Origin of the sequence: Paraeggerthella sp. LCP19S3_G8, from assembly GCF_052119225.1 — a bacterium.
Lineage (GTDB): Bacteria > Actinomycetota > Coriobacteriia > Coriobacteriales > Eggerthellaceae > Paraeggerthella > Paraeggerthella hominis.
In genome coordinates this window covers 24,178-48,112 of record NZ_JBQKFQ010000003.1, presented here as the reverse complement: position 1 = coordinate 48,112, position 23,935 = coordinate 24,178, and the positions used below count along the sequence as shown (strand labels likewise).

The 23,935-nt window shown below is 60.8% G+C and carries 23 protein-coding genes and 2 tRNA genes; 19 read left to right on the top strand and 6 right to left on the bottom strand.

Annotated features, from left to right (window positions below; genetic code table 11):
- Positions 1–8 precede the first annotated feature (8 nt).
- The 3 genes from ACTQZK_RS03875 (at position 9) to ACTQZK_RS03865 (ending at position 879) form a co-directional block, all read left to right on the top strand.
- Positions 9–83, top strand: a tRNA-Gly gene (locus tag ACTQZK_RS03875).
- 54 nt (positions 84–137) lie between these two features.
- Entirely contained in the window at positions 138–785 is a 648-nt protein-coding gene (locus tag ACTQZK_RS03870; RefSeq protein WP_216529183.1) for an HAD family hydrolase, read from the top strand.
- Between the two features lie 18 nt (positions 786–803).
- Positions 804–879, top strand: a tRNA-Arg gene (locus ACTQZK_RS03865).
- A gap of 141 nt (positions 880–1,020) precedes the next feature.
- Here ACTQZK_RS03865 and ACTQZK_RS03860 read toward each other — a convergent pair.
- Complete coding sequence (locus ACTQZK_RS03860) at positions 1,021–2,379, bottom strand: sensor histidine kinase (RefSeq protein WP_371298289.1); 1,359 nt, start codon at positions 2,377–2,379, stop codon at positions 1,021–1,023.
- Positions 2,372–3,055: a response regulator transcription factor gene (locus ACTQZK_RS03855; protein WP_216529185.1), complete on the bottom strand. Its 684-nt coding sequence runs from the start codon at positions 3,053–3,055 to the stop codon at positions 2,372–2,374. The genes ACTQZK_RS03860 and ACTQZK_RS03855 overlap by 8 nt, the downstream gene beginning before the upstream one ends.
- A 171-nt stretch (positions 3,056–3,226) precedes the next feature.
- Between ACTQZK_RS03855 and ACTQZK_RS03850 the strand changes: the two genes are divergently transcribed.
- From ACTQZK_RS03850 to ACTQZK_RS03835, 4 genes are read left to right on the top strand one after another with little or no spacing between them, the layout of a single operon-like run.
- The gene (locus ACTQZK_RS03850; protein ID WP_147269858.1) at positions 3,227–3,415 is read left to right on the top strand and encodes a hypothetical protein; all 189 of its coding nucleotides are present in this window, start codon (positions 3,227–3,229) and stop codon (positions 3,413–3,415) included.
- A 52-nt stretch (positions 3,416–3,467) separates the two neighbouring features.
- Complete coding sequence (locus ACTQZK_RS03845; RefSeq protein WP_114566639.1) at positions 3,468–4,367, top strand: efflux RND transporter periplasmic adaptor subunit; 900 nt, start codon at positions 3,468–3,470, stop codon at positions 4,365–4,367.
- Between the two features lie 8 nt (positions 4,368–4,375).
- Positions 4,376–5,053 (top strand): ABC transporter ATP-binding protein, encoded by a 678-nt coding sequence (locus tag ACTQZK_RS03840; RefSeq protein ID WP_114566638.1) that lies wholly within the window; start codon positions 4,376–4,378, stop codon positions 5,051–5,053.
- Positions 5,050–6,210, top strand: a complete 1,161-nt coding sequence (locus ACTQZK_RS03835) for an ABC transporter permease (protein WP_418831798.1) — start codon at positions 5,050–5,052, stop codon at positions 6,208–6,210. The genes ACTQZK_RS03840 and ACTQZK_RS03835 overlap by 4 nt, the downstream gene beginning before the upstream one ends.
- Positions 6,211–6,254: 44 nt before the next feature.
- Here the strand turns inward: ACTQZK_RS03835 and ACTQZK_RS03830 are convergent, their stop codons facing one another.
- A complete protein-coding gene (locus tag ACTQZK_RS03830; RefSeq protein ID WP_181792541.1) occupies positions 6,255–6,572 on the bottom strand; it encodes a helix-turn-helix domain-containing protein in 318 nt (105 codons plus the stop codon).
- Between the two features lie 333 nt (positions 6,573–6,905).
- On the opposite strand from ACTQZK_RS03830, the gene ACTQZK_RS03825 reads away from it, so the two are divergent.
- A complete protein-coding gene (locus tag ACTQZK_RS03825; RefSeq protein ID WP_114566635.1) occupies positions 6,906–8,462 on the top strand; it encodes an LCP family protein in 1,557 nt (518 codons plus the stop codon).
- Positions 8,463–8,647: 185 nt separating this feature from the next.
- On the top strand, positions 8,648–10,417 hold the full coding sequence (locus ACTQZK_RS03820) for a GGDEF domain-containing protein (RefSeq protein WP_441898541.1): 1,770 nt from the start codon (positions 8,648–8,650) through the stop codon (positions 10,415–10,417).
- A gap of 98 nt (positions 10,418–10,515) precedes the next feature.
- On the opposite strand, the gene galE is transcribed toward ACTQZK_RS03820, so the two are convergent.
- Together galE and ACTQZK_RS03810 are read right to left on the bottom strand one after the other, a co-directional pair.
- Positions 10,516–11,652, bottom strand: a complete 1,137-nt coding sequence (galE, locus tag ACTQZK_RS03815; RefSeq protein ID WP_441898539.1) for a UDP-glucose 4-epimerase GalE — start codon at positions 11,650–11,652, stop codon at positions 10,516–10,518.
- An 80-nt stretch (positions 11,653–11,732) separates the two neighbouring features.
- Positions 11,733–11,954 (bottom strand): hypothetical protein, encoded by a 222-nt coding sequence (locus ACTQZK_RS03810; protein ID WP_147269856.1) that lies wholly within the window; start codon positions 11,952–11,954, stop codon positions 11,733–11,735.
- 257 nt (positions 11,955–12,211) lie between these two features.
- Here ACTQZK_RS03810 and ACTQZK_RS03805 point away from each other — a divergent pair, with 257 nt between their 5' ends.
- Positions 12,212–13,624 (top strand): phosphoglucosamine mutase, encoded by a 1,413-nt coding sequence (locus ACTQZK_RS03805; RefSeq protein ID WP_216529192.1) that lies wholly within the window; start codon positions 12,212–12,214, stop codon positions 13,622–13,624.
- 132 nt (positions 13,625–13,756) lie between these two features.
- On the opposite strand, the gene ACTQZK_RS03800 is transcribed toward ACTQZK_RS03805, so the two are convergent.
- Entirely contained in the window at positions 13,757–14,242 is a 486-nt protein-coding gene (locus ACTQZK_RS03800) for a hypothetical protein (RefSeq protein ID WP_225749580.1), read from the bottom strand.
- 116 nt (positions 14,243–14,358) lie between these two features.
- On the opposite strand from ACTQZK_RS03800, the gene ACTQZK_RS03795 reads away from it, so the two are divergent.
- The 9 genes from ACTQZK_RS03795 to clpB all read left to right on the top strand — a co-directional run bounded on the left by ACTQZK_RS03795 (position 14,359) and on the right by clpB (position 23,853).
- A complete protein-coding gene (locus ACTQZK_RS03795; protein ID WP_114566631.1) occupies positions 14,359–14,613 on the top strand; it encodes a dynein gamma chain protein in 255 nt (84 codons plus the stop codon).
- Positions 14,614–14,624: 11 nt separating this feature from the next.
- A complete protein-coding gene (gene nikR / locus ACTQZK_RS03790; RefSeq protein WP_114566630.1) occupies positions 14,625–15,047 on the top strand; it encodes a nickel-responsive transcriptional regulator NikR in 423 nt (140 codons plus the stop codon).
- 8 nt (positions 15,048–15,055) lie between these two features.
- Entirely contained in the window at positions 15,056–16,078 is a 1,023-nt protein-coding gene (gene hypE / locus ACTQZK_RS03785) for a hydrogenase expression/formation protein HypE (RefSeq protein WP_225749579.1), read from the top strand.
- Between the two features lie 210 nt (positions 16,079–16,288).
- Positions 16,289–16,477: an ATP-binding protein gene (locus tag ACTQZK_RS03780; protein ID WP_114566628.1), complete on the top strand. Its 189-nt coding sequence runs from the start codon at positions 16,289–16,291 to the stop codon at positions 16,475–16,477.
- Positions 16,478–17,023: 546 nt separating this feature from the next.
- Entirely contained in the window at positions 17,024–18,934 is a 1,911-nt protein-coding gene (gene dnaK / locus ACTQZK_RS03775; protein ID WP_114566627.1) for a molecular chaperone DnaK, read from the top strand.
- Positions 18,935–18,939: 5 nt separating this feature from the next.
- Entirely contained in the window at positions 18,940–19,692 is a 753-nt protein-coding gene (locus ACTQZK_RS03770) for a nucleotide exchange factor GrpE (protein WP_114566626.1), read from the top strand.
- A gap of 119 nt (positions 19,693–19,811) precedes the next feature.
- Positions 19,812–20,762 (top strand): DnaJ C-terminal domain-containing protein, encoded by a 951-nt coding sequence (locus tag ACTQZK_RS03765; protein WP_114566625.1) that lies wholly within the window; start codon positions 19,812–19,814, stop codon positions 20,760–20,762.
- Positions 20,759–21,151, top strand: coding sequence for a heat shock protein transcriptional repressor HspR (locus ACTQZK_RS03760; protein ID WP_114566624.1), 393 nt, complete (start codon positions 20,759–20,761; stop codon positions 21,149–21,151). Before ACTQZK_RS03765 ends, ACTQZK_RS03760 begins: the two co-directional genes overlap by 4 nt.
- A gap of 44 nt (positions 21,152–21,195) precedes the next feature.
- Complete coding sequence (clpB, locus tag ACTQZK_RS03755; RefSeq protein WP_225749577.1) at positions 21,196–23,853, top strand: ATP-dependent chaperone ClpB; 2,658 nt, start codon at positions 21,196–21,198, stop codon at positions 23,851–23,853.
- Positions 23,854–23,935: the final 82 nt, after the last annotated feature.

Sequence of the window (23,935 nt, the reverse complement as noted above, 5' to 3'; positions counted from 1 at the left end):
CCTACATTGCGGGTGTGGCCAAGTGGTAAGGCAAAAGCTTCCCAAGCTTTCATTCGCGGGTTCGAGTCCCGTCACCCGCTCCATAGACTTACGATCCAAGCCTCGGCTTGGATTTTTTCTTATGATAGGAGGTTGCCATGGCTCGCTTCGACACGCTGGTGTTCGACTTGGACGGCACCCTGCTCGACACGCTCCCTGATTTGGTGGTTTTAACGAACGCCGCACTCGGGGAATTCGGCTTTCCCCCGCGTACGACCGACGAGATCCATAGCTTTGTTGGTAATGGGGCACGTGCGCTTATGTACCAAGCTGTTCCCGCCAGCACGTCGCCCGAGCAAGCCGAGGCCGTCATGCAGCGTTGGAAGGATTTGTACCCTCAGATTGGCAACAAGCTTACCAGCCCGTATCCGCACATGATCGAAACCCTGGCCGAGCTCAAGCATCGCGGTGTTCGTCTGGGCGTTTTGTCGAACAAGTTCGATCAAGGCGTCCATGACGTGATCGATCAGCACATGCCCGATCTGTTCAAGGTGATGTACGGAGAGTGCGACCAGATCCCTCGCAAGCCCGATCCCACGGGCCTGCTCCGAACCATTTCCGAACTGGGCTCGACGCCCGACCGCACTATCTACGTGGGGGATTCCCCGGGTGACATCAAGGTGTCGCGCAATGCCGGCACGTTCGCCATGGGCGTTGCATGGGGGTATCATGATGCGGCGCATCTTCAAGAAGCGGGCGCGGATATCGTGATCGAGGATGCGCGAGACTTGCTCAACTTCGTTTAATGTTACAATAGCCACCGCGCCTCCGTAGCTCAGGGGACAGAGCACCGCTCTCCTAAAGCGGGTGCCGCGCGTTCGAATCGCGCCGGGGGCACCATTGGATGCTGCAGGTCATCGGTTTTCAACCGGTGGCCTGTTTTGTTTCAGGGCGAGCGCGAGCCGCACCGCCGCGCCCGCGCCTACGCGCACCGCCGCGCCTACGCGCACCACCGCGCCCACGCCTGCAAGCAAGTTCCCGCTATCTGGCCGTAGCCTTCTTGAACGATGCCGTTACCGTGACCCCTCCAGAGGGATTGCGCGTCATCTTGATGGCGCCCCCATGCGCGTCCATGATGCTTTTCGCAATGGAAAGCCCCAGTCCGTTCCCGCCCGTTTCTCGAGAGCGCGCCTTGTCGGCGCGATAGAATCGATCGAATACCCGACTTAGATCCTCGCTGCTCACTCCCACGCCGTTGTCCGAAACCAGCAGCAGAGCCGACGCTCCGCGTTCTTCGACTGATACTCGAATCGCATCGCCTCCCTCGGTGTATTTGAGCGCGTTGTCCAACAGGATGGCCAGAAGCTGCTGCAGCTTGTCTCGATCGCCTTGCACCAAGACGTTGTCCGATGTGCGCACGGTTAGCGTTTTTCCCTCGGCCAGCGCCAGATCCTCATAGGCCGCCGCGACGCCGCTTGCCAGAGCGCCAAGGTCAAGCTCGGTCATGTCGGCTGCATTGTCCTCCGCGTCTGCGGTGGTCAGCGCCAAGAGGTCTTTGGTCAGCCGGGACAGCCTTCCCGCCTCTTCGATGGTGATGCTGATGTCTTCGAACTTGTCGATGATCCTAGCGTGAGGCTCTTCCAGCAAAAGCTCCTGCGTCGTACGTATGACGGTGAGGGGCGTGCGCAGCTCGTGCGAGGCGTTCTGAACGAACTCCGTTTGCTTTTCCCATGCATCGGCTATGGGCCGCAGCGTTTTGCGCGACAGCGCGTAGCTGGCGCCCGCGCAAACCAGAAGCGCTATCGATAAGCCGACGATCAAGGTAAACCTGAATTGCTCCAGGATGGCTATCTCCGAATCCACGTTTACGATGGTTTGCAGGTACGCAATCCCGTCCGCGGCGGGCTCCACGCGATAGTTCGCCGCGCGATAATGATGCCCGTTTTTCTCCATGAGGTACGCCGTGTCCAAAACGCTGGGATCGAACGGCAGGGTCTCGAAGAAATTGGGATACGTGGAGTAGATGCCGAACGTATCCATCACGGTTCCGTCGCTTGCGCGCGCAAGTAGGACGGTCTGAGGATTCTCTTCCAGGCTTTCTTCGACTATCTGGCTTTGGGGCGTCTCGCTGGCAACTTCGCCTTGCGCCGGCGGAACCTCGGCCTCTTCTTGCGCCGGGCTTTCGTCGTTCGCGTCGGTTTTCACTTCGGTGCCCGTTGCCAAAGATTGGTCTTCTCCAACGCCGACCATGAGTATTTGCTGGTCGACGGCTCTGAAGATGTTGGCGTTGACCGTTTGGTACACGAATGCGCCTAGCGCGGCGAATATCAACCCGAACACAACAAAGAACAGGGCTGCGTAGCGAATGGACACCCGCTTCATGCGCGCGCTCTCACGCATGGTCGTCCTCGTCCGTTAACAAGTAGCCTACGCCTCGAATGGTTTTCAGGTACGCATCGTATCCGAAAGGCTTGAGCTGCTTGCGGATGGCGCTCACGTATACTTCCACAACGTTTGACGATGTGTCGGAAAGAAAGCCCCATACCTTGTCGAACAGCTGCGACTTCGATATGAGCTGCCCCTGGCGACTGACCAGGTACTCAAGGGCGTCGAACTGCTTGCCCTTCAACTCGATAGGGCAGCCTTCGATTGATGCGGTTCGGTTCGTCGGCGAAATGATCAGCTGCTTGAAACTGAGGTCAGCCGATCCGTACAGTCCCATGGTTCGTCGAAGAATGGCCTCGATGCGCAGCAGCAGCTCGTCTTTGTCGAACGGTTTCACCAGGTAGTCGTCAGCTCCCGTCCTGAATCCGCGCGCCTTGTCGGCAATGGTCCCCTTGGCAGTAAGGATGAGCACCGGCGTGAACACCTCGTTCTTGCGCAGCTTTTCCAAAACTGAGTAGCCGTCCATTTCGGGGAGCATGAGGTCAAGCACGACCAGGTCGTAAATGCCTTCTTTAGCAAAGAAGTAGCCTTCCGCCCCGTCGAATGCCTGATCCACGTCGTAGGTCGAGGAAAGGCATCGCTTGATGGCGTTCGATAGGTTGCGATCGTCTTCGACGATAAGAATCTTCATGGTTCACCCACCTTCAGTTGCGCCCATTCTATCATCGCATCCTTAAACGATCCTGAAGCGGGAGGTGGAGATATCTCCACAGATGAGAGCACGCTTTTTAAGGGTTTTTTAAGGGGCCTTTCGATAGTATGCGCAGCGTGAAGTTGACGGATGCGAAAGAAAGGCATTCCCATGAACGATTCCAAGACTAGCAACGCATACAAGATTCTTGTCGTCATGCTTTCGGTGGCGATTCTGGTAACCGGCGGCCTGCTGCTGGCGAAAACCATGAACAAGGACACGTCGATGACGGCGGTCCCCGTTGGTTCCGCCTCGCTTGGAGGCGGCGATCAAAACGCTTTCACGACCGACGAGGCGTAACCACGGGCTTGGCGGGCGTGGGCCTGCATGATGAACAACGATAGGAGATAGCATGGTAAGGAACGTCGTCAAAGTGGTCGTGGTGGTGGTGCTGTGCGCCGCGCTGGGCGGCCTTGGGTATCTGCTGTACCAGCAGACCAATTCCGCTGCCGTCCCCGAAGGCGAAATGATGCCCACCGGCACGGTTGCCAAGGGCACGGTGGTGAAGCAGGTGAAGGGCACGGGCGAAGTGAAGGCCGCTCAGGTCGAGAAGCTGAAAATGCCCAAATGGCGCTACTTCAAAGACTCCGAGGTGCCGCTGAACAAGGTGATTCCGGCGGGCACCGTGCTGGCGAACTTCACGTACGGGGATCCGTTGGTGGCTCCGTACGACTTGGTTGTTCTGTCCAAGAGCCTTCCGAAGGCCAAGGAAGAAGTAACCGAGGAGCATTACATCGAAGTGGCGCGCGTCAACGCCATGCATGTTGAGTTCGACGTCCACGAAAGCGATCTTTCCACCCTTTCCGAGGGGCAGGCTGCCCAGGTTGTGCTCGGCTCCAACGAAGGTAAGACGTTCGAGGGCAAGGTAGTGAACATCAACCAGGTGGGCACGTACAACTCCACCGGATCGAAGTACAAAGTGACCATCGAGATCCCCAACGACGGCAGCATTCTGATTGGCATGACGGCGAACGTGCGCATCAACGTGGGCGAAGCTGCCGATGTCCTGACGGCGCCGGTGAGCGCTATCGTGGATGCGGGCGGCGGAAAGACCACGGTGCTCGTGCAGCGCGAGGGCGGCATGATGGAGCCTGTCGAGGTTGAGACCGGCTTGTCGGACGGCAAAATTGTCGAGATCAAGAGCGGCCTTAACGAAGGGGACGCGGTCGTCCTGAACGAAGCGGGAGCGGGCGGCGGTGAAATGCCCGGTGAAGAAGGCGCCGGCGCAATGATGCTTCCGGCTGCGGGTTAGGCGCTCTCATGATTTCCATGACCCATCTTACAAAAACCTACCGCATGGGAGACGACGAGGTGCGCGCGCTCGACAACGTGAGTTTCCAGGTGAAGCGCGGGGAGTTCGTTGCCATCGTGGGGCCGTCGGGTTCGGGCAAGTCCACGCTCATGAATATGATCGGGCTTCTGGATTCGCCTGATTCGGGCACGTACTTGCTTGACGGCGAAGACGTTTCCCGTATGTCGGACGATCGGCTTGCCGGCGTGAGGAACCGAAAGATCGGCTTCGTATTCCAGCACTTCAACCTGCTGGGGAACATGAATGCGCGAGAGAACGTGCGTCTGCCGTTGCTGTACCGGGGCATGCGCGTGGCGGAGGCCGACCGTTTGGCGAATTGCATGCTGGAGAAGGTTGGGCTTGCCGGGCGCGAGAAACATCGGCCAACCCAGCTGTCCGGCGGCCAGCAGCAGCGCGTCGCCATTGCGCGCGCTCTTGCGGGCACGCCCGAAATCTTGTTGGCGGACGAGCCTACTGGCGCGCTTGATTCGCGCACGAGCGTCGAGATCATGGACATGCTCAAGGAACTGAATGCTCAAGGGCAAACCGTGGTGCTGATCACGCACAACCCCGAGCTTGCCCTGGAGGCGAACCGCACTGTGACCATAGCCGACGGCGTGCTGTACGAGGAGGTGAAAGCCGTATGAAATGGGTGCAGATAGCGAAAGAGGCGTTGGGCAACGTTGCGCGCAACAGGCTTCGCACGGCGCTCACCATGCTTGGGCTGATCATCGGCATTTCCTCGGTGATCGTTCTCGTGGGCATGAGCGACGGCTCGAACCGCCAGGTTTCCGAGCGGATGAAGGCGCTCGGAGGCGATGTCATCTCGGCGCTTTTGTTCGAGGCGTCCCTTGATTACAACGACCTGTCGTCCATATCCGAGCTTTCGAACGTTGCGAAGGTGGCTCCTGCAAAAAACGTGAACGCTTCGGTGAGCGTTGGCGCGAAGCATTCGAGCCGCGCGACGGTGGAGGGGTCTGACGAGCAGTATCTGGCTGCCCGGAACCTGGAACTGGCCGCGGGCCGCAATCTTTCCTCGGTGGATCGCGCCAACAAGTCGAACGTTACCGTGCTGGGCGGTTCGGTTGCTCGCGATCTGTTCGGCACCACCGACGTGGTGGGCCGTACGGTCAAGATCGGCGGCAACGAGTTCACCGTGGTGGGCGTTCTCAAAGAGCAGGGCGCGTCCATGGGCCTCAGCACGGGAAGCGTGGTGATTGTCCCGATTCCCGCCGCGTACGCTTTGGGCGCCGACGGCAAGATCGATTCGGTGTATGTTCGCGCAACGGACGAAAACAGCGTTCAGCAGGTAAAACAGGCGGTGTCGAGCTATCTGAGGGTCGACAAGAACATCTCGCCGTTCAATTTCGTCGTGAACACTCAAGACGAAATGCTGAACGCGGGCGGCTCCATCAACAAGACCATGACGGTCCTTCTTGCCGGGGTTGCCAGCATATCGCTGCTGGTTGCGGGCATCGGCGTTATGAACGTCATGCTGGTTTCGGTTGCGGAGCGCATCCGCGAGGTGGGCATCAAGAAGGCTCTTGGCGCTCGCTGCGGCGACATCATGTTCCAATTCTTGGTGGAAGCCCTGCTCATAAGCTTGTTGGGCGGTACGCTCGGCATCGCGTTCGGCGTGGGCTTCTGCAAGCTGGCCGAGTTTGTCGGCATGGCCTGCGTGGTTTCCCCGTCCATTGTGGGCATCGCGTTCGGCGCAAGCACGTTTATCGGCCTGGTTTTCGGTATTTTCCCCGCGTACCGGGCTTCGAAGCTGCGGCCTATCGAAGCTTTGCGGCAAGAGTAGCAAGCGGGCGCCCGGATTCCTCCCCCGGGCGCCTTGCTTGGCGCTTAGCGAAGGCGCGCGTGGTCCGCGTCGCTGCGCAGACCGATGGGCGAACGCTTTTTCCTGTCGGCTGGCTTTTGCGTGGTGAGCAGTTCTTCGGGGGTTGTTTCGAGCGCGTCGGCTATCTTCACAATGACGGAGAGCCGAGGATCGGCAAGCCCGCTTTCTATCTTGTTGAGAAACGGGCGTCCTATGCCCAGCATGAGGGAGAACGTGTGCTTGTTTATCTTGGCTTCAAGGCGCAGACGCTTGACGTTTTCGGCCAGAACATACGAGAGCCTTCCTTCGTCAAACTCCTGATGAGAAGGGTTATTATGTCCCAAGCCTGAATGCATGAAGAACAGGCTACTGCCAGCCAAGGGAAACGGCGTAACCGCCAGAATACGTTTCTGCACTAATTCGGAAAATGTGCGCTTTGTACCCAGCGCATGCCTATTTTATGGTTGTAATCGATCGATGCTACAATATATGCCATACGCGTCGAATCTGCGGATGCCGGTATATGGACGGTTTGCGAATCGTTTGGGCATCGGGGGGTTCGGGTAGGTTTTGAAGACTGAGGCCCTGGCAGCCGATGCCTTTCGCCGACGGGGAGACGGTGCATGGCTCGTTCTGTACCGCGCTCCGTTCGCGCGAAGGGTCGTTGAGGAGAATATATGGCGCCAAAAAACTCTCGCACCAGCCGTCCCGCGGCCCGTTCGTCTCGCGCTCCCCAATCGGCGCGCGCCGTTCGTTCGGCGAAGGCTGCGCAATCGGGGCGGATTGCTTCTCGGGCTCAAGCGGGCTCGTTTTCCCAGGGCGGTGCGGGCGAGCCCTCTTCGTACGCCGGCTATCGATCGGCTTACACGCCGGGCAGCCAAGGATCGGGCGCGAACGGTGCCTACGGCCGACAAACTGCGGTAAGCCAGTACTCCCGCAACAACGCGTCTTATTCGACCGCATCTTCTCGCAAGTCGAATCGTGGCAAGAAGATTGCGGTTGGCGTGCTCGCGGCGTTGCTGGTGGCTGTTGTGGGCGGAGGAACGGCGTTTGCTTTCTGGATGGACGGCGTCAACAGGCAGCTCAACCAGGGCACCAAGTCCGAATCCGAGCTGAGCGCCATCAGCGATGCGCTGAAGCCGGTCTCCAATCCGGCGTTTACCGAGCCGTTCTACATGATGCTCATCGGCTCCGACCGTCTTGACGACGACCCCTCTGCCGGCGCGCGTTCCGATACCAACATCGTTGTGCGCGTCGATCCCGCCAAAAACCAGGCGACCATGGTGTCCATTCCTCGTGACACGAAAATCGAAATCGACGGATACGGCACGAACAAGTTCAATGCCGCGTACAACTACAGCGGCGCGGCTGGTGCCATCAAAGAGGCCAGCAAGCTTTTGAACGTGGATATTTCCCACTATGCCGAGGTCAACTTCGAAGAGCTGAAAGGCCTGGTCGATGCCGTGGGCGGCGTGGACATCGTGGTGGACGAGCGGGTTGACGACCCCGACGCCGACGGAACGTCCGCGCATCCGGAATGGCCGCGCGTCATCATCGAAGAGGGCGAGCAGCATCTTGACGGCAACCAGGCGCTCGTGTTCGCGCGCAGCCGTGCGTACGTCGACGGCGACTTCACGCGTACGGCCAACCAGCGCAAGCTGATCATGGCGATCGTCAACAAGGTGCTCGCTTTGCCCGTTACGGAGCTTCCGGGCGTTATTCAAAGCGCTGCGCAAAGCGTGACCACCGACTTGTCCGTGAACGACATCATTTCGCTGGCGCAGCAGTTCCGCGATGATGGCGAGCTGACCATCTACTCGGCCATGCTGCCTTCGTACACCCAGTACATCAACGAGGTGTCTTACGTTATCAACGACGCCGAAAAGACTAAAGAGATGATGAAGGTTGTCGACGAAGGCGGCGACCCCAGTGGAATTACGTCTGCTGGCGGCCCCTCCGTTTCGTCGAGTACGTCCAATTCGGGCGGCAGTTCGGGATACGTGGATAACTCCCTATATTACGGAGGGTCCTCCTCAGGCTCGACGAGCAATCAAGCGCCGGCTGCGGGAGGCACGGGCGCGACGGGCTCCGGCACCGGATCGGGGGGAGGCACGGGCGGCGCGGGTTCTTCCGGCGCGGTTGGCGCCGGGGGCTCTGCGGGCACCGGCTCGGGCGATGCGAACGCTCCTGGTGGAGGCGGAGCTTCGGGCTCTGCAGGCGGTTTGGCTGCCTAGCGTGCCTTGTGCGCGGTTTGCGGGGCATTTTGTCCGATGGGGTGTATAATCGCTACAACCTTGCCCCTTCTGGACAGTCGTGAGATGTTGGTGTCGTGAACATGCGGTGGAAATATAAGGGTGTCATGCGGCGACTCGTCGGATGGGATTCGCCGTATTTTTCGCGTACTCTTATTGCGCTCGGCTTGTCTGTAGCGATAGTCGGAGTGGTCATATTCGGCATTTTCAACTCGTTTTCCCGCTTTCTGAATGCCGAATTCGTCGTGATGACAACCGAGAGCATGAGCGACTATACGCTTGCTCAGAAAGTGGAGGTTGAATCTTCCATCCACGAAACGCGCGGCGTTCTTTCGTCTATGCGTGCGCTTGCCGAATCCATCGATCTTGAATCTCAGGGTGAGATGTACGCGACGTACTTGCAGTCGTGGAACGAGAAGGGGCTGTTTCGGGTTGTTTACTCTTCCATAGAGGAATTGGAAGCAGGCTTGGAAGTCAACGTTCTTTGGAAGGACGAGCAGATCGACATTCTCACTCGACTGAAAGCAGGCCAGTCGGTGGTTTCCGAGGTGCGCAAATCCGAGCGCTACGACGGCTACTATTATAGTGTTGCAGAGCCTGTGGTGAAGGATGACCGCGTGGTTGCCGTGCTGAGAAGCGTGGTCGATGCTTCCACGTTGCTGCAAACAAGCCAGGAGGACACCCAGGTTACGTTGATATCCTCGCTGCTGGTTAAAAAAGACGGATCCATCATTCCCGTGCGCCAAAATACGGAAGGATTGGCCGGGGTCAATCTGTTCGAGCTGCTGGAAGAGCGCGGGTGCTCGCTGCAGGCCGTGGATCAGGTGCGCTCGGGCATTCAAAAAGACAACGAAGTGATAACCACCGTGATCGGCTCCGATGGCGGCTCGACCGTGTTTATGACGATAGCGCCGTTAGGGATCAACGATTGGAACATCGTCAACTTTACCGAAGAGAGCGATCTTGCTCGGCATGCCGAGCATATCCTGGAGGGGACGGTAACAACGGGCGCCTCGCTGGTTGGCGTTGGCGTTGCTGCGTGCGTGATCATGGTTTTTGCGGTGGGCGGCATTCGTCGTCGAGCGCGTCGCGATGCGGAGCGCTATACGGTGCTCGCCGAGTTCTCCGATACCGTACTGCTTGAATATTCGTACGCGACCGACGTTCTTGAGCTGACGCCGAACGCGCGCGAGGTGTTTCGGTTGGAGGAGCTGTCGGCTCAGTCCTATCTTGAGCGCGGACGGTCTTTGATCGACGTGTGCGAAGATGACTACGACGCTCTAGTTGAAGCGCTTGAAAACCCGCATCCAAGCGAAACGCGCGTGGTGCTGTGCCGCGTTCGGTCGATTTCGGACGAGTATCGCTGGTTCAGCTTCACGTTCCGCTATTTGTACGAGGGGTCGCAGCCGTATCGCGCGGTCGTGAAGATTGTCGATGTCGACGACCAGCGGAAAAAGGAAGAGCGACTCGAACATCGGCTGAGGCTTGACGGGCTGACCGGCGTGCTAAACAAACTTGTCGTTCAGGAGCGCATAGAGGCTATGCTCAACGCAGGTGATCCCGGCATCCTGTTCGTGATCGATGTGGACGATTTCAAGCTGGTGAATGATTCGTACGGTCATTTGGCGGGCGACCGCGCACTTGCGACTATCGCTCGGGTACTTCGCGAGGTCTTCGATCGGCGCGGGGTTGTCGGTCGAGTGGGCGGGGACGAGTTCGCGGCGTTCGTTTTGTCGGACGACGGGCTTTCCGATGCTCGGGAAATTCAGGCCACTTTGCGCGCGCAAGCGAAGGCGGTCTCCCTTGAGATGGGATTCGACTTGGGAATGAGCGTTGGCACGGCGTTTTTCCCGCAGGACGGCAAAACCTACCAAGAGCTTTTCGATGCTGCCGACAGCGCAATGTACGAAGAAAAGCGAGACAAAGACTCCCTGTAGATGAGCGAGGGCGGTGCAGGGCGGGAGGGGTTAAGCCTTGCTTCCGTCGATGTCAAAAGAAAAAGAAGGGGCCGAGGCCCCTTCTTTGCTGCGGTGCGCTATGCGGTGGCGTAACCGTCGGGATTCGTGGACTGCCAACGCCAGCTGTCGGCGCACATGCGGTCCAGATCGTACTGCGCGACCCATCCCAGCTCTTCGCGCGCCTTGTCGCAAGCTGCGTAGTTCACCGCTACGTCGCCTGCACGGCGCGGCTTGATTTCGTACGGCAGCTTCTTGCCGCACGCACGCTCGAATGCGTGCACGACGTCGAGCACGCTCGACCCGGTGCCGGTGCCCAGATTGAAGATGCCCACGCCGCGGCGCGTTCCGTCCTCTGCCGGCGTTCCGGCCAGCGTTCCCGCGGTGCTCGCCTTGCCGGTGCCCACTTTGCCGCCCATCCAATCGAGCGCTGCCACGTGCCCGCGTGCCAGGTCGACTACGTGGATGTAATCGCGCACGCCCGTGCCGTCGTGCGTGGGGTAGTCGTCGCCGAACACGCCGACGCATTCCAGCTTGCCGACGGCAACTTGCGCAACGTACGGCAGCAGGTTGTTCGGGATGCCCTTCGGGTCTTCGCCGATCAGGCCGCTCTCGTGCGCACCGATGGGGTTGAAGTAGCGAAGCAGCACGACGTTCCATTCGTTGTCGCCTACGTACAGGTCGGTCAGCACCTGCTCGAGCATGCTTTTCGTCCAGCCGTAGGGGTTGGTCGCGTCGTGTTTCGGGCAATCTTCGGTGATGGGAATGAACTCCGGCTCGCCGTACACGGTGGCGCTCGACGAGAATACGATGTTCTTCACGCCATGGTCGCGCGCGACCTCGCACAGGGCCAGCGTGCCTGCGAAGTTGTTCCAGTAGTATTCGAGCGGCTTTTGCACGCTTTCGCCTACGGCCTTGAATCCGGCAAAGTGGATGATGGCGTCTATCTCGTTTTCCTCGAAGATGGCGGCTAAGGCGCTGCGGTCCAGGATGTTTGCTTCGTAGAATGCCAAGCGATCGTCGTCGGCGGCAAGTCCGGTGATGCTGCGAACGCGGTCGACCGCGACGGCGTTCGAATTGCTCAGGTCGTCGACGATGACCACGCGGTATCCTTGATTCAGCAGCTCCACGCACGTATGGCTACCGATGAACCCGGCGCCTCCCGTGACGAGCACGCAAGTTTCCTCGTGGCTCTTGGCAAGGTTCCTGTTCGCCATGGCTGTCTCCTCTCCCGTGGATGAGCGCGTGCGCATCCGTTCAGTTCGTCTTTCGTGCGAGGCGTTGCTTTCTCGCATGTTCATAATACCAGCTTGCGGGCGTGTTTTTCCTCGAACCCGCCAAAGCAACATGCCCTTGTTGTGCCGCTGCCGTGCTGGCGGCGGCCATCGCTGGCGCTGTGCGGGCCCTTGTTTGCCTGCAAAACGTGCCCTTGCTTGATGAAGAACGGTCCTTGTTCGGCAATATTATCCTTGACAAAGGATAATATTGCCGTTAAAGTACTACGTGATGAAACGACCAACTTCTCCGGTTTCCTCGTTTCACTCGTCCAAGCGCAGACCGCCTCCCCCGCGGTCTGCGCTTGCGTTTGGGCCGGGGCGGCTGGCCGGCCAAATCCCGCCGCCGCGAAGCAGTTCCTCGAAGCAGCAGCGCCTTCTCATCCGCCTCTTTTGCGTTGGCTTGGTCCGATCGATGCCGATTTGTCTATAATGAACAGCAGTATGCCTTGCACGTGGCCGGGCGCTTTGCGCTTCGGCACCCATAAGGAAAGGAAGTTTCGTGGCAGACATTCACTTCGGCACCGATGGATGGCGCGCTATCATCGGCGAAGACTTCACGAGCGATAACCTGGTGCGCGTCGTGGACGCGGCCGCTCGTATGTTCAAGGAAGACGCGGTGGCGGCCGGCCGACCGGCTGACGCGCCGGGCACGTTGATCGTCGGTCATGATTGCCGTCAGGATGCGCATGCCTACGCGCAGTTGGCGGCCGAGGTTGCTGCGACGCAGGGCTTTGCGGTCAAGCTGACGCAGGATTACTGCCCCACGCCCACGCTGTGCTGGTCCGTGGCGCAGGACGCCGACGCGGTGGGCGGCATCATGCTCACCAGCAGTCACAACCCGGCTGAATACCTGGGCGTCAAGTTGCGTATGGCCGACGGCGGCGCGGCGGGCAAGGACTTCACCGATCGCGTGGAGGCGGCGTTCGTCGACGAGCCTCTTGAAGCTCGCGGAACGTATGAGACGGTGGATCTCATGACGCCGTACCTGGCTACGCTGAAAGAGCGCGTTGACGTCGAGGCTATCCGCAGCGCCAACTTGCGCGTGGTGGTGGACCCGCTGTACGGAGCGGGTCGCCTGTACCTCGCGAATCTGCTGCGCGATCTGGGCGTTGAGGTGTGCGAGATCAACAATGCCGAGGATCCCACGTTCGACGGGCTGCACCCCGAGCCCATTCCGCCCTGGGTTGACCGCTGCTTGGCGAAGGTTCCCGAACTGGGCTACGATGCCGGCTTTATCAACGACGGCGATGCCGATCGTATCGGCGCGGTGGACGAGCACGGCAATTTTGTGAACCCGCACCGCATCATCACGCTGATTACGTCGCATCTGGCCGAGGACAAGGGCCTTTCCGGCCGCGTTGTGTCCACCATCACGGCGTCGGCCATGCTGGCTCGCCAGTGCAAGCGCTTGGGCCTGGAGCTGACCAGCACGCCCGTGGGCTTCAAGTGGATTTACGCCGAGATGGAGAAGGGCGACGTCATGCTGGGCGGCGAGGAGTCCGGCGGCATCGGCATTCCCGGCCACGTCATGGAGCGCGACGGCCTGCTCATGGCGTTGCTGCTGTGCGAAACTATGGCGCAGCGCGGCATGAGCCTGGGCCAGCTGGTGGACGACATGTTCCAGAAGGTGGGCAAGCTGGAGTTCGAGCGCCAGGGTCTTACCATCACCGACGAGCAGATGGCGAATTTCCGCGCGAACATCGTGCCGAGCTACGCACCCGAAAACGTGTGCGGGAAAAAGGTCGTCGACGTCGATCGTCGCGACGGCGTGAAGTTTTACCTGGAAGGCGATGCATGGGTGATGATGCGCCCCTCCGGCACCGAGCCGCTCGTGCGCATTTACGCCGAAGCCGAAACCGTGGACGAGGTGCGCGATCTTCTTGCTGCTGCTGCGGAAGTGGTGACGGCTTAATTTTCGAGGACGCGTTTCGCGTTGCAAGGAGGGCCGGCTTCGGCCGGCTCTCCCGATGGGAAGCGGGACCGGTAAGACGAGATAGGGCGGAGGGGCAAGGTCGGTGACGTAGCCCCTCCGCCTCGCTCGGCTTTACCGGTCCCGCCCTTTTGCGTCGCCCCGTTTGGGAAGCTTCTTGAGCAGGGCCCAGGCCACTTGTTTTTCTTGGCCGTCGTCGAGCATGCGGGAAAACGACCGGAACGCCACGCAGGTGCGTCCGAAAACGCGGCTCGCTTTTCCCGGAACGGCTTTGCATCGGTACGTCTCGCAAAGCGCCTTAAGAGCGGCCTCGTCGGTTGCGACAAGGCAGAGCGGGTCCACGCCTTCGATCAGCAAAAACAGCGCTTGGCTGTCAAGGGGCGTTCCCTCGGGGGCTAACGTTGCGAACAGGCAGGCATCGCGCCCGTACCCGAGGGCTGCGGCGGAGCTGTTCAGCGCATTGCGACTGCGCTCGTCAAGCTGTTGCGTGCTCAGCACGCACACGAGCCCCGAGCGCGCGCCGCTCAGGTGGGCTCCGAACAGCTCCCACGCTTCATCCAATGCGACCTCGTACATGTTACCGTTTGCAGATTTTTTCACACTGTCCCTTGCGGTCCATTCTGGTTCGCCGTATAACAATCATGATAGCAAGAAACGGGCAGCTTGCGCCGCGCTTCCTGCAAGGGGCGGTTGCCGTACGATAAAGGAGGCTCGCTATGTGCACGAACGGTATCAACACGGGTCAGTTCGAGCAGATGATCGACCAGATCGACGACCATATTAAGCTGGAGCGCCGTTGGGCGCACTCCCTTGGGCATACGGCGGGCGATGCCGGCTACGCTACTGTCAGCGAGAAGCTGCATGCGGCGCAGGCGCTGCTCGACGATGTGCGCGCGTTGCTCGACGAGGCCAAGGACGCCCTTGAGGACGACGCCGAGTCGGCGGGCGGCGTTACCGTCAGCCTGGTGTAAGCGGAGCATCCATGGGCAATGATCTCATGCGGTTCTCGGTTGCAATGCCCGAGGATTTGCTTGTTCGATTCGACCAGCTGGTAGCGCGTCGCGGCCTGGCGAAGAACCGCAGCGAAGTCGTGCGCGACTTGGTGCGGGATGCGCTGGTGGAAGACGAATGCTCCACGCCCGGCGTTGAGGTGGTGGGCACGATCACCATCGTGTTCGATCACCATGCAAGCGATTTGCAAGAGAAGCTGCACGCCATCCAGCACGAGTATTTTCAGGAAATCGTTTCCTCGATGCACGTCCATCTGGATGCGCACAATTGCCTGGAGGTCATCGTGGTGCGCGGTGAAACAGGCTTGGTGCAGGATATCGCGAACCTTATTCTGGGCACGAAGGGCGTGCAGAACGGTCGTCTGGTCGTAACTACGACCGGGCAGTATATGTAGGGAGCAGTATGGACACGACGGTCATGTTGGGCCACGGCAGTGGCGGTACCATGATGAAACGCATCATAGACGAAGTTTTCTTCGCGGCGTACGCCGGAGACGAGCTGTTGCGCGGTGACGATGCGGCGGTGCTGCCCGCCCCTGCTCCGGGCGAGCGCTTGGCGTTTTCGACCGACAGCTTCGTGGTTACTCCGCATTTTTTCCCCGGCGGCGATATCGGTCGTTTGGCCGTGTGCGGCACGGTGAACGATGTGGCTACAAGCGGCGCAACGCCACGCTATCTGAGCTGCGGATTCGTGCTGGAAGAGGGATTTCCCATCGAGGATTTGAAGCGCATTTGCGCATCGATGGCCGAATGCGCTCGCGAAGCGGGCGTTGCGCTGGTCACCGGCGACACGAAGGTGGTCAACCGCGGTCATGGCGATGGGGTGTACATCAACACCTCGGGCGTGGGCACGCTTCCCGAAGGCATCGACCTGGGCGGGTCGCGGTGCCAGCCTGGCGATAAAGTGCTGGTCACGGGAACCTTGGGCGATCACGGCATCACCATCATGAGCTGTCGCGAATCTCTTTCGTTCTCGGCCGACCTGAAAAGCGACGCCGCGCCCCTCAACCATTTGATCGCCGACGTGCTTGCGGCGGCTCCTTCTACGCGCTGCTTCCGCGACCCTACGCGCGGCGGTTTGGCGTCTACGCTGAACGAGCTTGCGGCGCAGTCGGGGACCGACATCACGATCGAAGAGGATGCCGTTCCCGTAAAGCCTGCCGTACAGGGCGCGTGCGACATGCTGGGTTACGACGTGCTTCAGGTGGCGAACGAGGGCAAAATGGTGTGCGTGGTAGCCGCCGATCAGGCCGAAGCCGCGTTGGCTGCCATGCGTGCGAACCGCTACGGTGCCGACGCCGCCATGATCGGAGAGGTTACCGCTGCGCAGCCGGAACGCGGCTCCAAGGTGTTCTTGCGCACGGCTTTCGGCGGCACGCGCATCCTCGACATGCTGGTGGGGGAACAACTGCCCAGAATTTGCTAGATATTCGAAGCCGTTCTTGTTGAAGCGGGACTTGAAAGCGCCGCGCGGTTGTCGATGGTAAATCGACGGCGCTTTTCGCGCCGCACCCTGAGAATTTCACCATTTTTTCTTGCAATCGGCGGGAATAATGGTATCTTGCGGGCATGAAGTTTTGGGGAAGCCCTCCGGCCTTGGCGCTGGGTTGCTTTAAAGACGAGAAGGAGTGTTATCATGGCTCACCCGGTTATCGAAGCCGATGAGTGCATCGGCTGCGGCATCTGCGTCGATGCGTGCCCGCAGGAAGTGCTCGAAGTCGTTGGCGGCGTCGCTGAGGTCGTGAACGAGGACGCCTGCATCGCATGCGGCGATTGCGTTGAAGAGTGCCCCATGGGCGCCATTCCCGAGGTTGTCGAAGAGTAACTTCCTCACTCGGACTGCTCGCTTGAGCGAATTTGAAGCTCCCGTCTCCTTCGCAGGAGGCGGGAGCTTTTTTGCGTTCGGAGCTAGCCGCGCAACGCTTTCGGTCGGCGGGCCTTCATCCGGTTGTCCCGGCGCTTCTGGCCGCCGGTGCTGCCGCCGCTTCGCGCCCGGCTTTTCATTCTTGCGCGGGCTGCGCCGTTGCTTCGCGGGCTGGTCCGCGGTCTTGTGAACTTGTCGGAAGCGTCGGCCTTGCAACAGGTGCGTGCATGCTGCGTAACAAGTGCCGAATTGCCCCTGAAGGAGTTGCTGCGGTGTCTATAGTTGGCGTGTTGAAATAACTTGTGTGACAAATTGGTAACTAACTTGACAACCAAAGACTTAGATTATATATTCCAAAACATCGAAAGCGGATTGAGCGTCGAGGCAGCACCTTTTGCTTGGTCCTTGCTGACGACCGCGCGCTCCCGAGCGCGCATTGCATGCGAATACAACAACTGCTGACACGTGAACATTGGTTACAAACTCCAACAGAGAGGAAGCATGATAATGGGTAAGATTCTAGGCATCGACTTGGGCACCACGAACTCCGCCATGGCCGTGATGGAGGGTTCCGAGCCCGAAATCCTCGTCAACGCCGAGGGCGACCGCACCACGCCGTCCGTCGAAGGCTTCCGCAAGGACGGCGAGCGCGTGGTGGGCAAGGCCGCGAAGAACCAGGCCGTCACCAATCCCGAGAACACGGTTGCATCCGTGAAGCGCTTCATCGGCCGTTCCTTCAACGAGACGGGCGAAGAGCAGAAGACCGTCAGCTACAAGGTCCAGAAGGGCAAGGACGGTCGTGCGGTCGTCGACATCGACGGCAAGGACTACACGCCGGAGGAAATCTCCGCCATGGTTCTGCAGAAGCTCAAGAACGACGCCGAGAAGCAGCTGGGCGGCCCGGTGACCCAGGCGGTCATCACGGTTCCCGCGTACTTCAACGACGCTCAGCGCCAGGCCACCAAGGATGCCGGCAAGATCGCGGGCCTCGAAGTGCTTCGCATCATCAACGAGCCGACGGCCGCTGCGCTGGCCTACGGCCTTGACAAGACCAACAAGGACGAGAAGATCCTCGTCTTCGACCTGGGCGGCGGCACGTTCGACGTGTCCATTCTCGAGCTGGGCGACGGCGTATTCGAGGTTGCGGCTACCGCAGGCGACAACCACCTGGGCGGCGACGACTGGGACCAGCGCGTCATCGACTGGATGGCTGATAAGTTCAAGGCTGAAAACGGCATTGACCTGCGTGCCGACAAGATGGCTCTGCAGCGTCTGAAGGAAGCCGCCGAGAAGGCGAAGATGGAACTGTCCTCCACCACGCAGGCCAACATCAACCTGCCCTTCATCACGGCTGACGCGTCCGGCCCGAAGCACCTGGACTACACGCTGACCCGCGCTGAGTTCGAGCGAATCACGAAGGACCTGCTGGATCGCGTTCGCACCCCTGTCGAGCGCGCGCTCAAGGACGCGGGCCTCAAGTCCGGCGACCTTGACGAGGTCATTCTGGTGGGCGGCTCCACCCGTATGCCCGCCGTGCAGGACATCGTGAAGAAGCTCACCGGCAAGGACCCGAACATGTCCGTGAACCCGGACGAGGTCGTGGCCATGGGCGCTGCCGTCCAGGGCGGCGTGCTGGCTGGCGACGTCGAGGGCATCCTGCTGCTGGACGTGACCCCGCTTTCGCTGGGCGTCGAGACCATGGGTGGCGTGATGACCAAGATGATCGACCGCAACACCACCATCCCGACCCGCAAGACCGAGATCTACTCCACCGCGTCGGACAACCAGACGTCGGTCGAGGTCCACGTCCTGCAGGGCGAGCGTCAGATGGCGGGCGACAACAAGACGCTGGGCAAGTTCCAGCTGACCGGTATCCCCGCGGCTCGTCGCGGCGTGCCTCAGATCGAGGTTACGTTCGACATCGACGCCAACGGCATCGTGAACGTGTCGGCCAAGGACCTGGGCACCGGCAAGCAGCAGCAGATCACCATCTCCGGTTCCACCGCGCTGAACGACGACGAGGTCGAGCGCATGGTGAAGGATGCCGAGCAGCATGCTGAAGAGGACAGGAAGCGCAAGGAAGAAGTCGAGATCCGCAACAACGCCGACGCTTTGGTGAACGCTACCGAGCAGACGCTGGCCGAAGTGGGCGACAAGGCTCCGGCTGACGTGAAGGCTGCTGCCGAAGAGGCCATCGCCGAGGCGAAGACGGCTCTGGAGGGCTCCGATATGGATGCCATCAAGGCTGCGACCGAGAAGATGCAGCAGGCCGGGTACAAGCTGGCCGAGGTTGTGTACTCCACCGAGGGCGCCGCTGCCGGTGCCGGTGCGGCTGCCGCTGAAACGGCTCCCGCTGACGACACCATTGAAGCTGACTACGAGGTTGTCGAAGACGACGACACGAAGGAAGGGAAGTAATCGCCATGGCCCAGCCGAGCACACCCTCGCCGGCGCGCGCGGCGCAAGGCGAAGGCAAGCAGATCCCCATTGAAGACGTCCGCGCTGCTGCCGAGGAGTCTCAGCAGCAGGGACGCGATGCCAACGCGGGCGACGGCGCCCCCTCCTCTTCCGACGCCGTGGCCGATGCTGTCCCGGTCGATCCGCAAGGATCGGCCGAGGGCGGCGCCCCTGGAGCGGCTTCGGCCGAAGGCGCCGAGGCTGCTGCGGAAGCCCAGCCGACCAACGACGAGCTGGTCGCCCAGGCCCAGGCGGAAGCGCGCGAGTGGCAGGACAAGTTCATGCGCTTGCATGCCGAGTGGGATACGTACCGCCGTCGCACGACCGAGCAGCGCGAAGTCGAGAAGGCGCGCGCTACGGAGAAGCTTGTTTCCGGGCTGATTCCCGTCATCGACGACTTCGAGCGCACTATCGACTACGCAGCCAAGAACGGTGAAACAGGACTGTTCGACGGCGTGAAGGCGGTGCATGCGAAGTTCGTCGGCGTGTTGACGAAGGACGGCGTGCAGGTTATCGATCCGGCGGGCGAGGCGTTTGATGCGCTGGAAGCCCAGGCGGTTGCCACGGTCGATGACGCAAGCGTCCCCGACGAAACGGTGAGCGAAGTGTACCAAAAGGGTTACAAGATGGGATCAAAGGTCTTGAGACCCGCAATGGTGACCGTTACCACCGGCGGACCAAAACGCGAAAAGCCGCAGGAAGACGCGGAAAAGAAGTAAAGCAACGGCAAGCGGGCGACACCATACGGTAGCCCGCTTTTGCTTAATGATGAACAGGTAACAGCGAGGCTTCGGCGCGATGTCGTGGGCCTCCTCACATTGAAAGGAAGGTGGAGCGCATGTCGGCCACTCCCGACTATTACAAGACGCTGGGCGTTCCACGCACGGCGACGGCCGATGAGATAAAGAAGGCGTTCCGCAAGCTGGCACGAACGCACCATCCCGACGCCGGCGGCGACGAAGCGAAGTTCAAGGAGATCAACGAGGCGTACGAGGTTCTTTCCGACGACAAGAAGCGCAAGCTGTACGACCAGTACGGCACGGCAAACGAGAACCATATTCCCCAAGGCTGGGGCGGCGGTGCCGTGAACGTCGAAGACATCTTCGGCGGCGGCGCGGGTGGCTTCGGCAGCTGGGCCGATATTCTGGAGAGCATTCGCCACGGAGAAGGGGCCTTCGGTTCCGATTGGGACTTCAACGGCTCCGGTTTCGGCGGCGCCCGCCAGCCGCGCCCGCGCAAGGGCCAGGACATGAACGTGACGTTGAACGTGACGTTCGACGAGGCGTTTTCGGGTGCCGAGAAGCGCGTGACCGTGCGCGTTCCGGGCCGCGGCGAATCGGAAACCTTGACGGTGAAGATTCCGGCCGGCGCCGTCGACGGCGGTCGTCTGCGCTTCAAGGGCAAGGGCGGTCCGGGCGAAAACGGCGGCGCATCGGGCGACTTGCTGATCACCACCAAGATCGACGAGCATCCCTACTACAGCCGCAAGGGCGCCGACGTGCTCATGGACGTGCCGGTAAGCGTGGCCGAGGCGGCGCTGGGCGCGAGCGTGGTGGTTCCCACGCCTGACGGCACGAAGGTGCGCGTGAAGGTTCCCGCCGGCACGCAGGACGACACCGTTCTGACCGTGCGCGGCAAGGGCGCTCCCAAGGTGAAGGGCGAGGGCTCGGGCGATCTGAAAATTGCCGTCAAGGTGCTGGTTCCGAAGGAAATGAACGAAGGCCAGAAGAAGGCTATGGAAGATTACCTGGCTGCGACAACGGAAGACGTGAGGAGCTGGGCGCAATGAGCGAACGTACCGACCGCAACCGCCCGCTGTACATGATCAGCGTGGCCGCGCAGCTGGCTGGCGTGCATCCCCAGACCTTGCGTGCGTACGAGCAGAAGGGTCTCGTGTCTCCGCAGCGCACCAGCGGCAACACCCGCATGTACTCGCAAGCGGACATCGAACGCCTGGAGCTTATTAACGAGCTGACGGGCGAGGGCATCAACTTGGCAGGCGTCATCCGCATTCTGGATTTGCAGGGGCGCCTTGACGAGCGCGACAACGAACTTGACGACCTGCACAAACGCGTTCGCCGCTTGGCCGACCGCGTGCACGAGCTGGAAACGCGCGAGAGCGTCAGCGCCCTGGTGCGCGTTTCCGACCTGCCGCCCTCGTTTCGACAGCTACCCTAGCTAGACCTGCTTTTGCCATAGACGAAAGCGAAGGAGGAACGTATATGAACATGGGCAACTTGAACAAGCTGGCCCTCAGCGCGCAGGAGGCGCTTCAGCAGACGATCGTGATCGCTTCTGAAGCCGAGGCCTCCCAGGCGGAACCGATCCACATGCTGAAGGCATTGCTCGAATCGAAAGAAAACAATCTGTCCGCCATCATCAAGCGCATTGGCGCGGAGCCTTTCCAGCTGCTTGCCAACGTGGATGCCGAGATTCAGCGCATGCCGAAGGTCAGCTCCAACAACAACATGATGATGAGCGGCATTCCCGGTCCCGCTTTGCTGGGCGTGATCGACAATGCGGTGAAGGTGGCCGAAAAGCTGGGAGACAGCTACGCTACAAGCGAGCACCTGCTGATTGCCCTGTCTGAAGACAAGGGCGCGGCGGGCAAGGTTTTGAGCGTGGCGGGCGTAACGCGCAAGACCATCGAAGCCGCCTACGATGAGCTGCGCGGCGACACGCGCGTGACCGACCAGCAGAATAAAGTGCAGTTCGAGGCGTTGGAGCAGTACGGCCAGAACCTGACCCAGCAGGCGCGCGAAGGCAAGCTGGACCCGGTGATCGGCCGCGCCGAGGAAATCCGCCGCACTGTACAGGTGCTGAGCCGCCGTACGAAGAACAACCCCGTGCTCATCGGCGAGCCGGGAACGGGCAAAACGGCCATCGTCGAAGGTCTGGCGCAGCGCATCGTGGCAGGGGATGTCCCCTCCAGCTTGAAGGATCGCGACATCATCACGCTGGACCTGAGCGCGATGCTGGCCGGTGCCAAGTACCGCGGCGAGTTCGAGGATCGCTTGAAGGCCGTGCTGCGCGAAGTCAAGCAGAGTGAAGGCCGCATCATCCTGTTCATCGACGAGCTGCACACCATCGTGGGCGCCGGTTCCACGGGCGACAGTTCCATGGACGCGGGCAACATGCTGAAGCCCGCACTCGCCCGCGGCGAGCTGCACGCGATTGGCGCGACCACGCTTGACGAGTACCGCAAGTACATCGAGAAGGACGCCGCTTTGGAGCGTCGTTTCCAGCCAGTGCTGGTCAGCGAGCCTACGGTCGAGGACACCATCGCTATCCTGCGCGGCCTTAAGGAAAAGTACGAGATCCATCACGGCGTGCGCATCACCGATAGCGCCATCGTTGCCGCGGCCGAGCTTTCGAACCGCTATATCTCCGATCGATTCCTGCCTGACAAGGCCATCGACCTCATGGACGAGGCTGCCAGCCGCCTGCGCATCGAGATCGACTCCATGCCGGAAGAGGTCGACGCTGCCGAGCGCAAGCTCACGCAGATGCAGATCGAGGAGCAGGCGCTCATGAAGGAGAGCGACGAGGCTTCCCGCGAGCGTCTTGACGTGCTGCGTCGTGAAATCGCGTCGGCTCGTGAGGACTTGGACAAGCGCAAGGCCGAATGGCAGAACGAGAAGGACGCGATCGAGAGCGTGCAGAACCTCAAGCTGGAGCTGGAAGGCGCCCAGCTTGAAGAGGAGCGCGCCACGCGCGAGGGCGATCTAGTGAAGGCATCCGAAATTCGCTACGCGCGCATTCCCGCATTGCAGCAGCAGCTGCATGCCGCCGAGGAAGCGCTCAACGTCAAGCAGCAGGACGGGGCTATCCTGAAAGAGGAAGTCTCCGACGACGAGATTGCCGAAGTGGTGTCCACCTGGACCGGCATCCCCGTGCAGAAGATGATGCAGGGCGAAATGGCGAAGCTGGTCGACCTTGAGGATAAGCTGCACGAGCGCGTGGTGGGCCAGGACGAGGCCGTGTCCTCGGTTGCCGGCGCTATTCGACGCAACCGCGCGGGCCTGTCCGACCCGGATCGTCCCATCGGCAGCTTCCTGTTCCTGGGCCCGACGGGCGTGGGCAAGACGGAGCTGGCCAAGGCGCTGGCGGAATACCTGTTCGACAGCGAGAAGGCCATGGTGCGCATCGACATGTCCGAGTACATGGAGAAGTTCAGCGTGCAGCGCTTGATCGGCGCGCCTCCGGGATACGTGGGCTACGACGAAGGCGGCCAATTGACCGAGGCCGTGCGCCGCAAGCCGTACAGCGTCATTTTGCTGGACGAGATCGAAAAGGCCCACCCGGACGTGTTCAACATCTTGCTGCAGGTGCTCGATGACGGCCGCTTGACGGACGGGCAGGGCCGCGTGGTGTCGTTCAAGAACTCGATCATCATCATGACCAGCAACGTGGGGTCGCAGTTCATTCGCGAATTTGCCGAGCATGGCGACGAGAAGGCCATGAAGCAGGCCATCGACGGCGCGCTGCGCGCGACGTTTAGGCCCGAGTTCATCAACCGTATCGACGACGTGGTGGTGTTCAACGCGCTCAACATGACGAACATCGAGCCTATCGTCGATCTGCAGCTTGAGGAAGTGCGCGCGCGTTTGGCGGATCGTCGCATCACGCTCGATGTGACGCCTGCCGCGATGGAGCACTTGTCCATCGACGGTTACGATCCCATCTTCGGAGCGCGCCCGCTCAAGCGCCTCATCCAGCGCGAGATCGTGGACCGTATCGCGCAAAAGGTGGTCGAGGGCAATCTGCGCGACCGCAGCCACGTGCTGATCGGCATCGACCAGGACGGCAACTACGAATGCACGGTTGAAGATCCCCTGGACTTCGACAGCTTGACCTTGGATGCGACGCCTATCGACTAGCGTATCTTTTCATGCGAACGAGCGAAGGGTCCGGCATTGCCGGGCCCTTCGCGGTTGCAGGGCCGGTCGGGGCAGCGGGACG

Bases quoted from the DNA above. Each gene is read 5' to 3' on its own strand.
- ACTQZK_RS03840 (WP_114566638.1), top strand. From the start codon at position 4,376: ATGATTTCCATGACCCATCTTACAAAAACCTACCGCATGGGAGACGAC.
- ACTQZK_RS03770 (WP_114566626.1), top strand. From the start codon at position 18,940: ATGGCCCAGCCGAGCACACCCTCGCCGGCGCGCGCGGCGCAAGGCGAA.
- ACTQZK_RS03855 (WP_216529185.1), bottom strand. From the start codon at position 3,055: ATGAAGATTCTTATCGTCGAAGACGATCGCAACCTATCGAACGCCATC.
- ACTQZK_RS03835 (WP_418831798.1), top strand. From the start codon at position 5,050: ATGAAATGGGTGCAGATAGCGAAAGAGGCGTTGGGCAACGTTGCGCGC.
- ACTQZK_RS03870 (WP_216529183.1), top strand. From the start codon at position 138: ATGGCTCGCTTCGACACGCTGGTGTTCGACTTGGACGGCACCCTGCTC.
- ACTQZK_RS03860 (WP_371298289.1), bottom strand. From the start codon at position 2,379: ATGCGTGAGAGCGCGCGCATGAAGCGGGTGTCCATTCGCTACGCAGCC.
- ACTQZK_RS03780 (WP_114566628.1), top strand. From the start codon at position 16,289: ATGGCTCACCCGGTTATCGAAGCCGATGAGTGCATCGGCTGCGGCATC.
- ACTQZK_RS03795 (WP_114566631.1), top strand. From the start codon at position 14,359: ATGTGCACGAACGGTATCAACACGGGTCAGTTCGAGCAGATGATCGAC.
- nikR (WP_114566630.1), top strand. From the start codon at position 14,625: ATGGGCAATGATCTCATGCGGTTCTCGGTTGCAATGCCCGAGGATTTG.
- clpB (WP_225749577.1), top strand. From the start codon at position 21,196: ATGAACATGGGCAACTTGAACAAGCTGGCCCTCAGCGCGCAGGAGGCG.
- galE (WP_441898539.1), bottom strand. From the start codon at position 11,652: ATGGCGAACAGGAACCTTGCCAAGAGCCACGAGGAAACTTGCGTGCTC.
- ACTQZK_RS03760 (WP_114566624.1), top strand. From the start codon at position 20,759: ATGAGCGAACGTACCGACCGCAACCGCCCGCTGTACATGATCAGCGTG.
- ACTQZK_RS03765 (WP_114566625.1), top strand. From the start codon at position 19,812: ATGTCGGCCACTCCCGACTATTACAAGACGCTGGGCGTTCCACGCACG.
- ACTQZK_RS03845 (WP_114566639.1), top strand. From the start codon at position 3,468: ATGGTAAGGAACGTCGTCAAAGTGGTCGTGGTGGTGGTGCTGTGCGCC.
- hypE (WP_225749579.1), top strand. From the start codon at position 15,056: ATGGACACGACGGTCATGTTGGGCCACGGCAGTGGCGGTACCATGATG.
- ACTQZK_RS03825 (WP_114566635.1), top strand. From the start codon at position 6,906: ATGGCGCCAAAAAACTCTCGCACCAGCCGTCCCGCGGCCCGTTCGTCT.
- dnaK (WP_114566627.1), top strand. From the start codon at position 17,024: ATGGGTAAGATTCTAGGCATCGACTTGGGCACCACGAACTCCGCCATG.
- ACTQZK_RS03850 (WP_147269858.1), top strand. From the start codon at position 3,227: ATGAACGATTCCAAGACTAGCAACGCATACAAGATTCTTGTCGTCATG.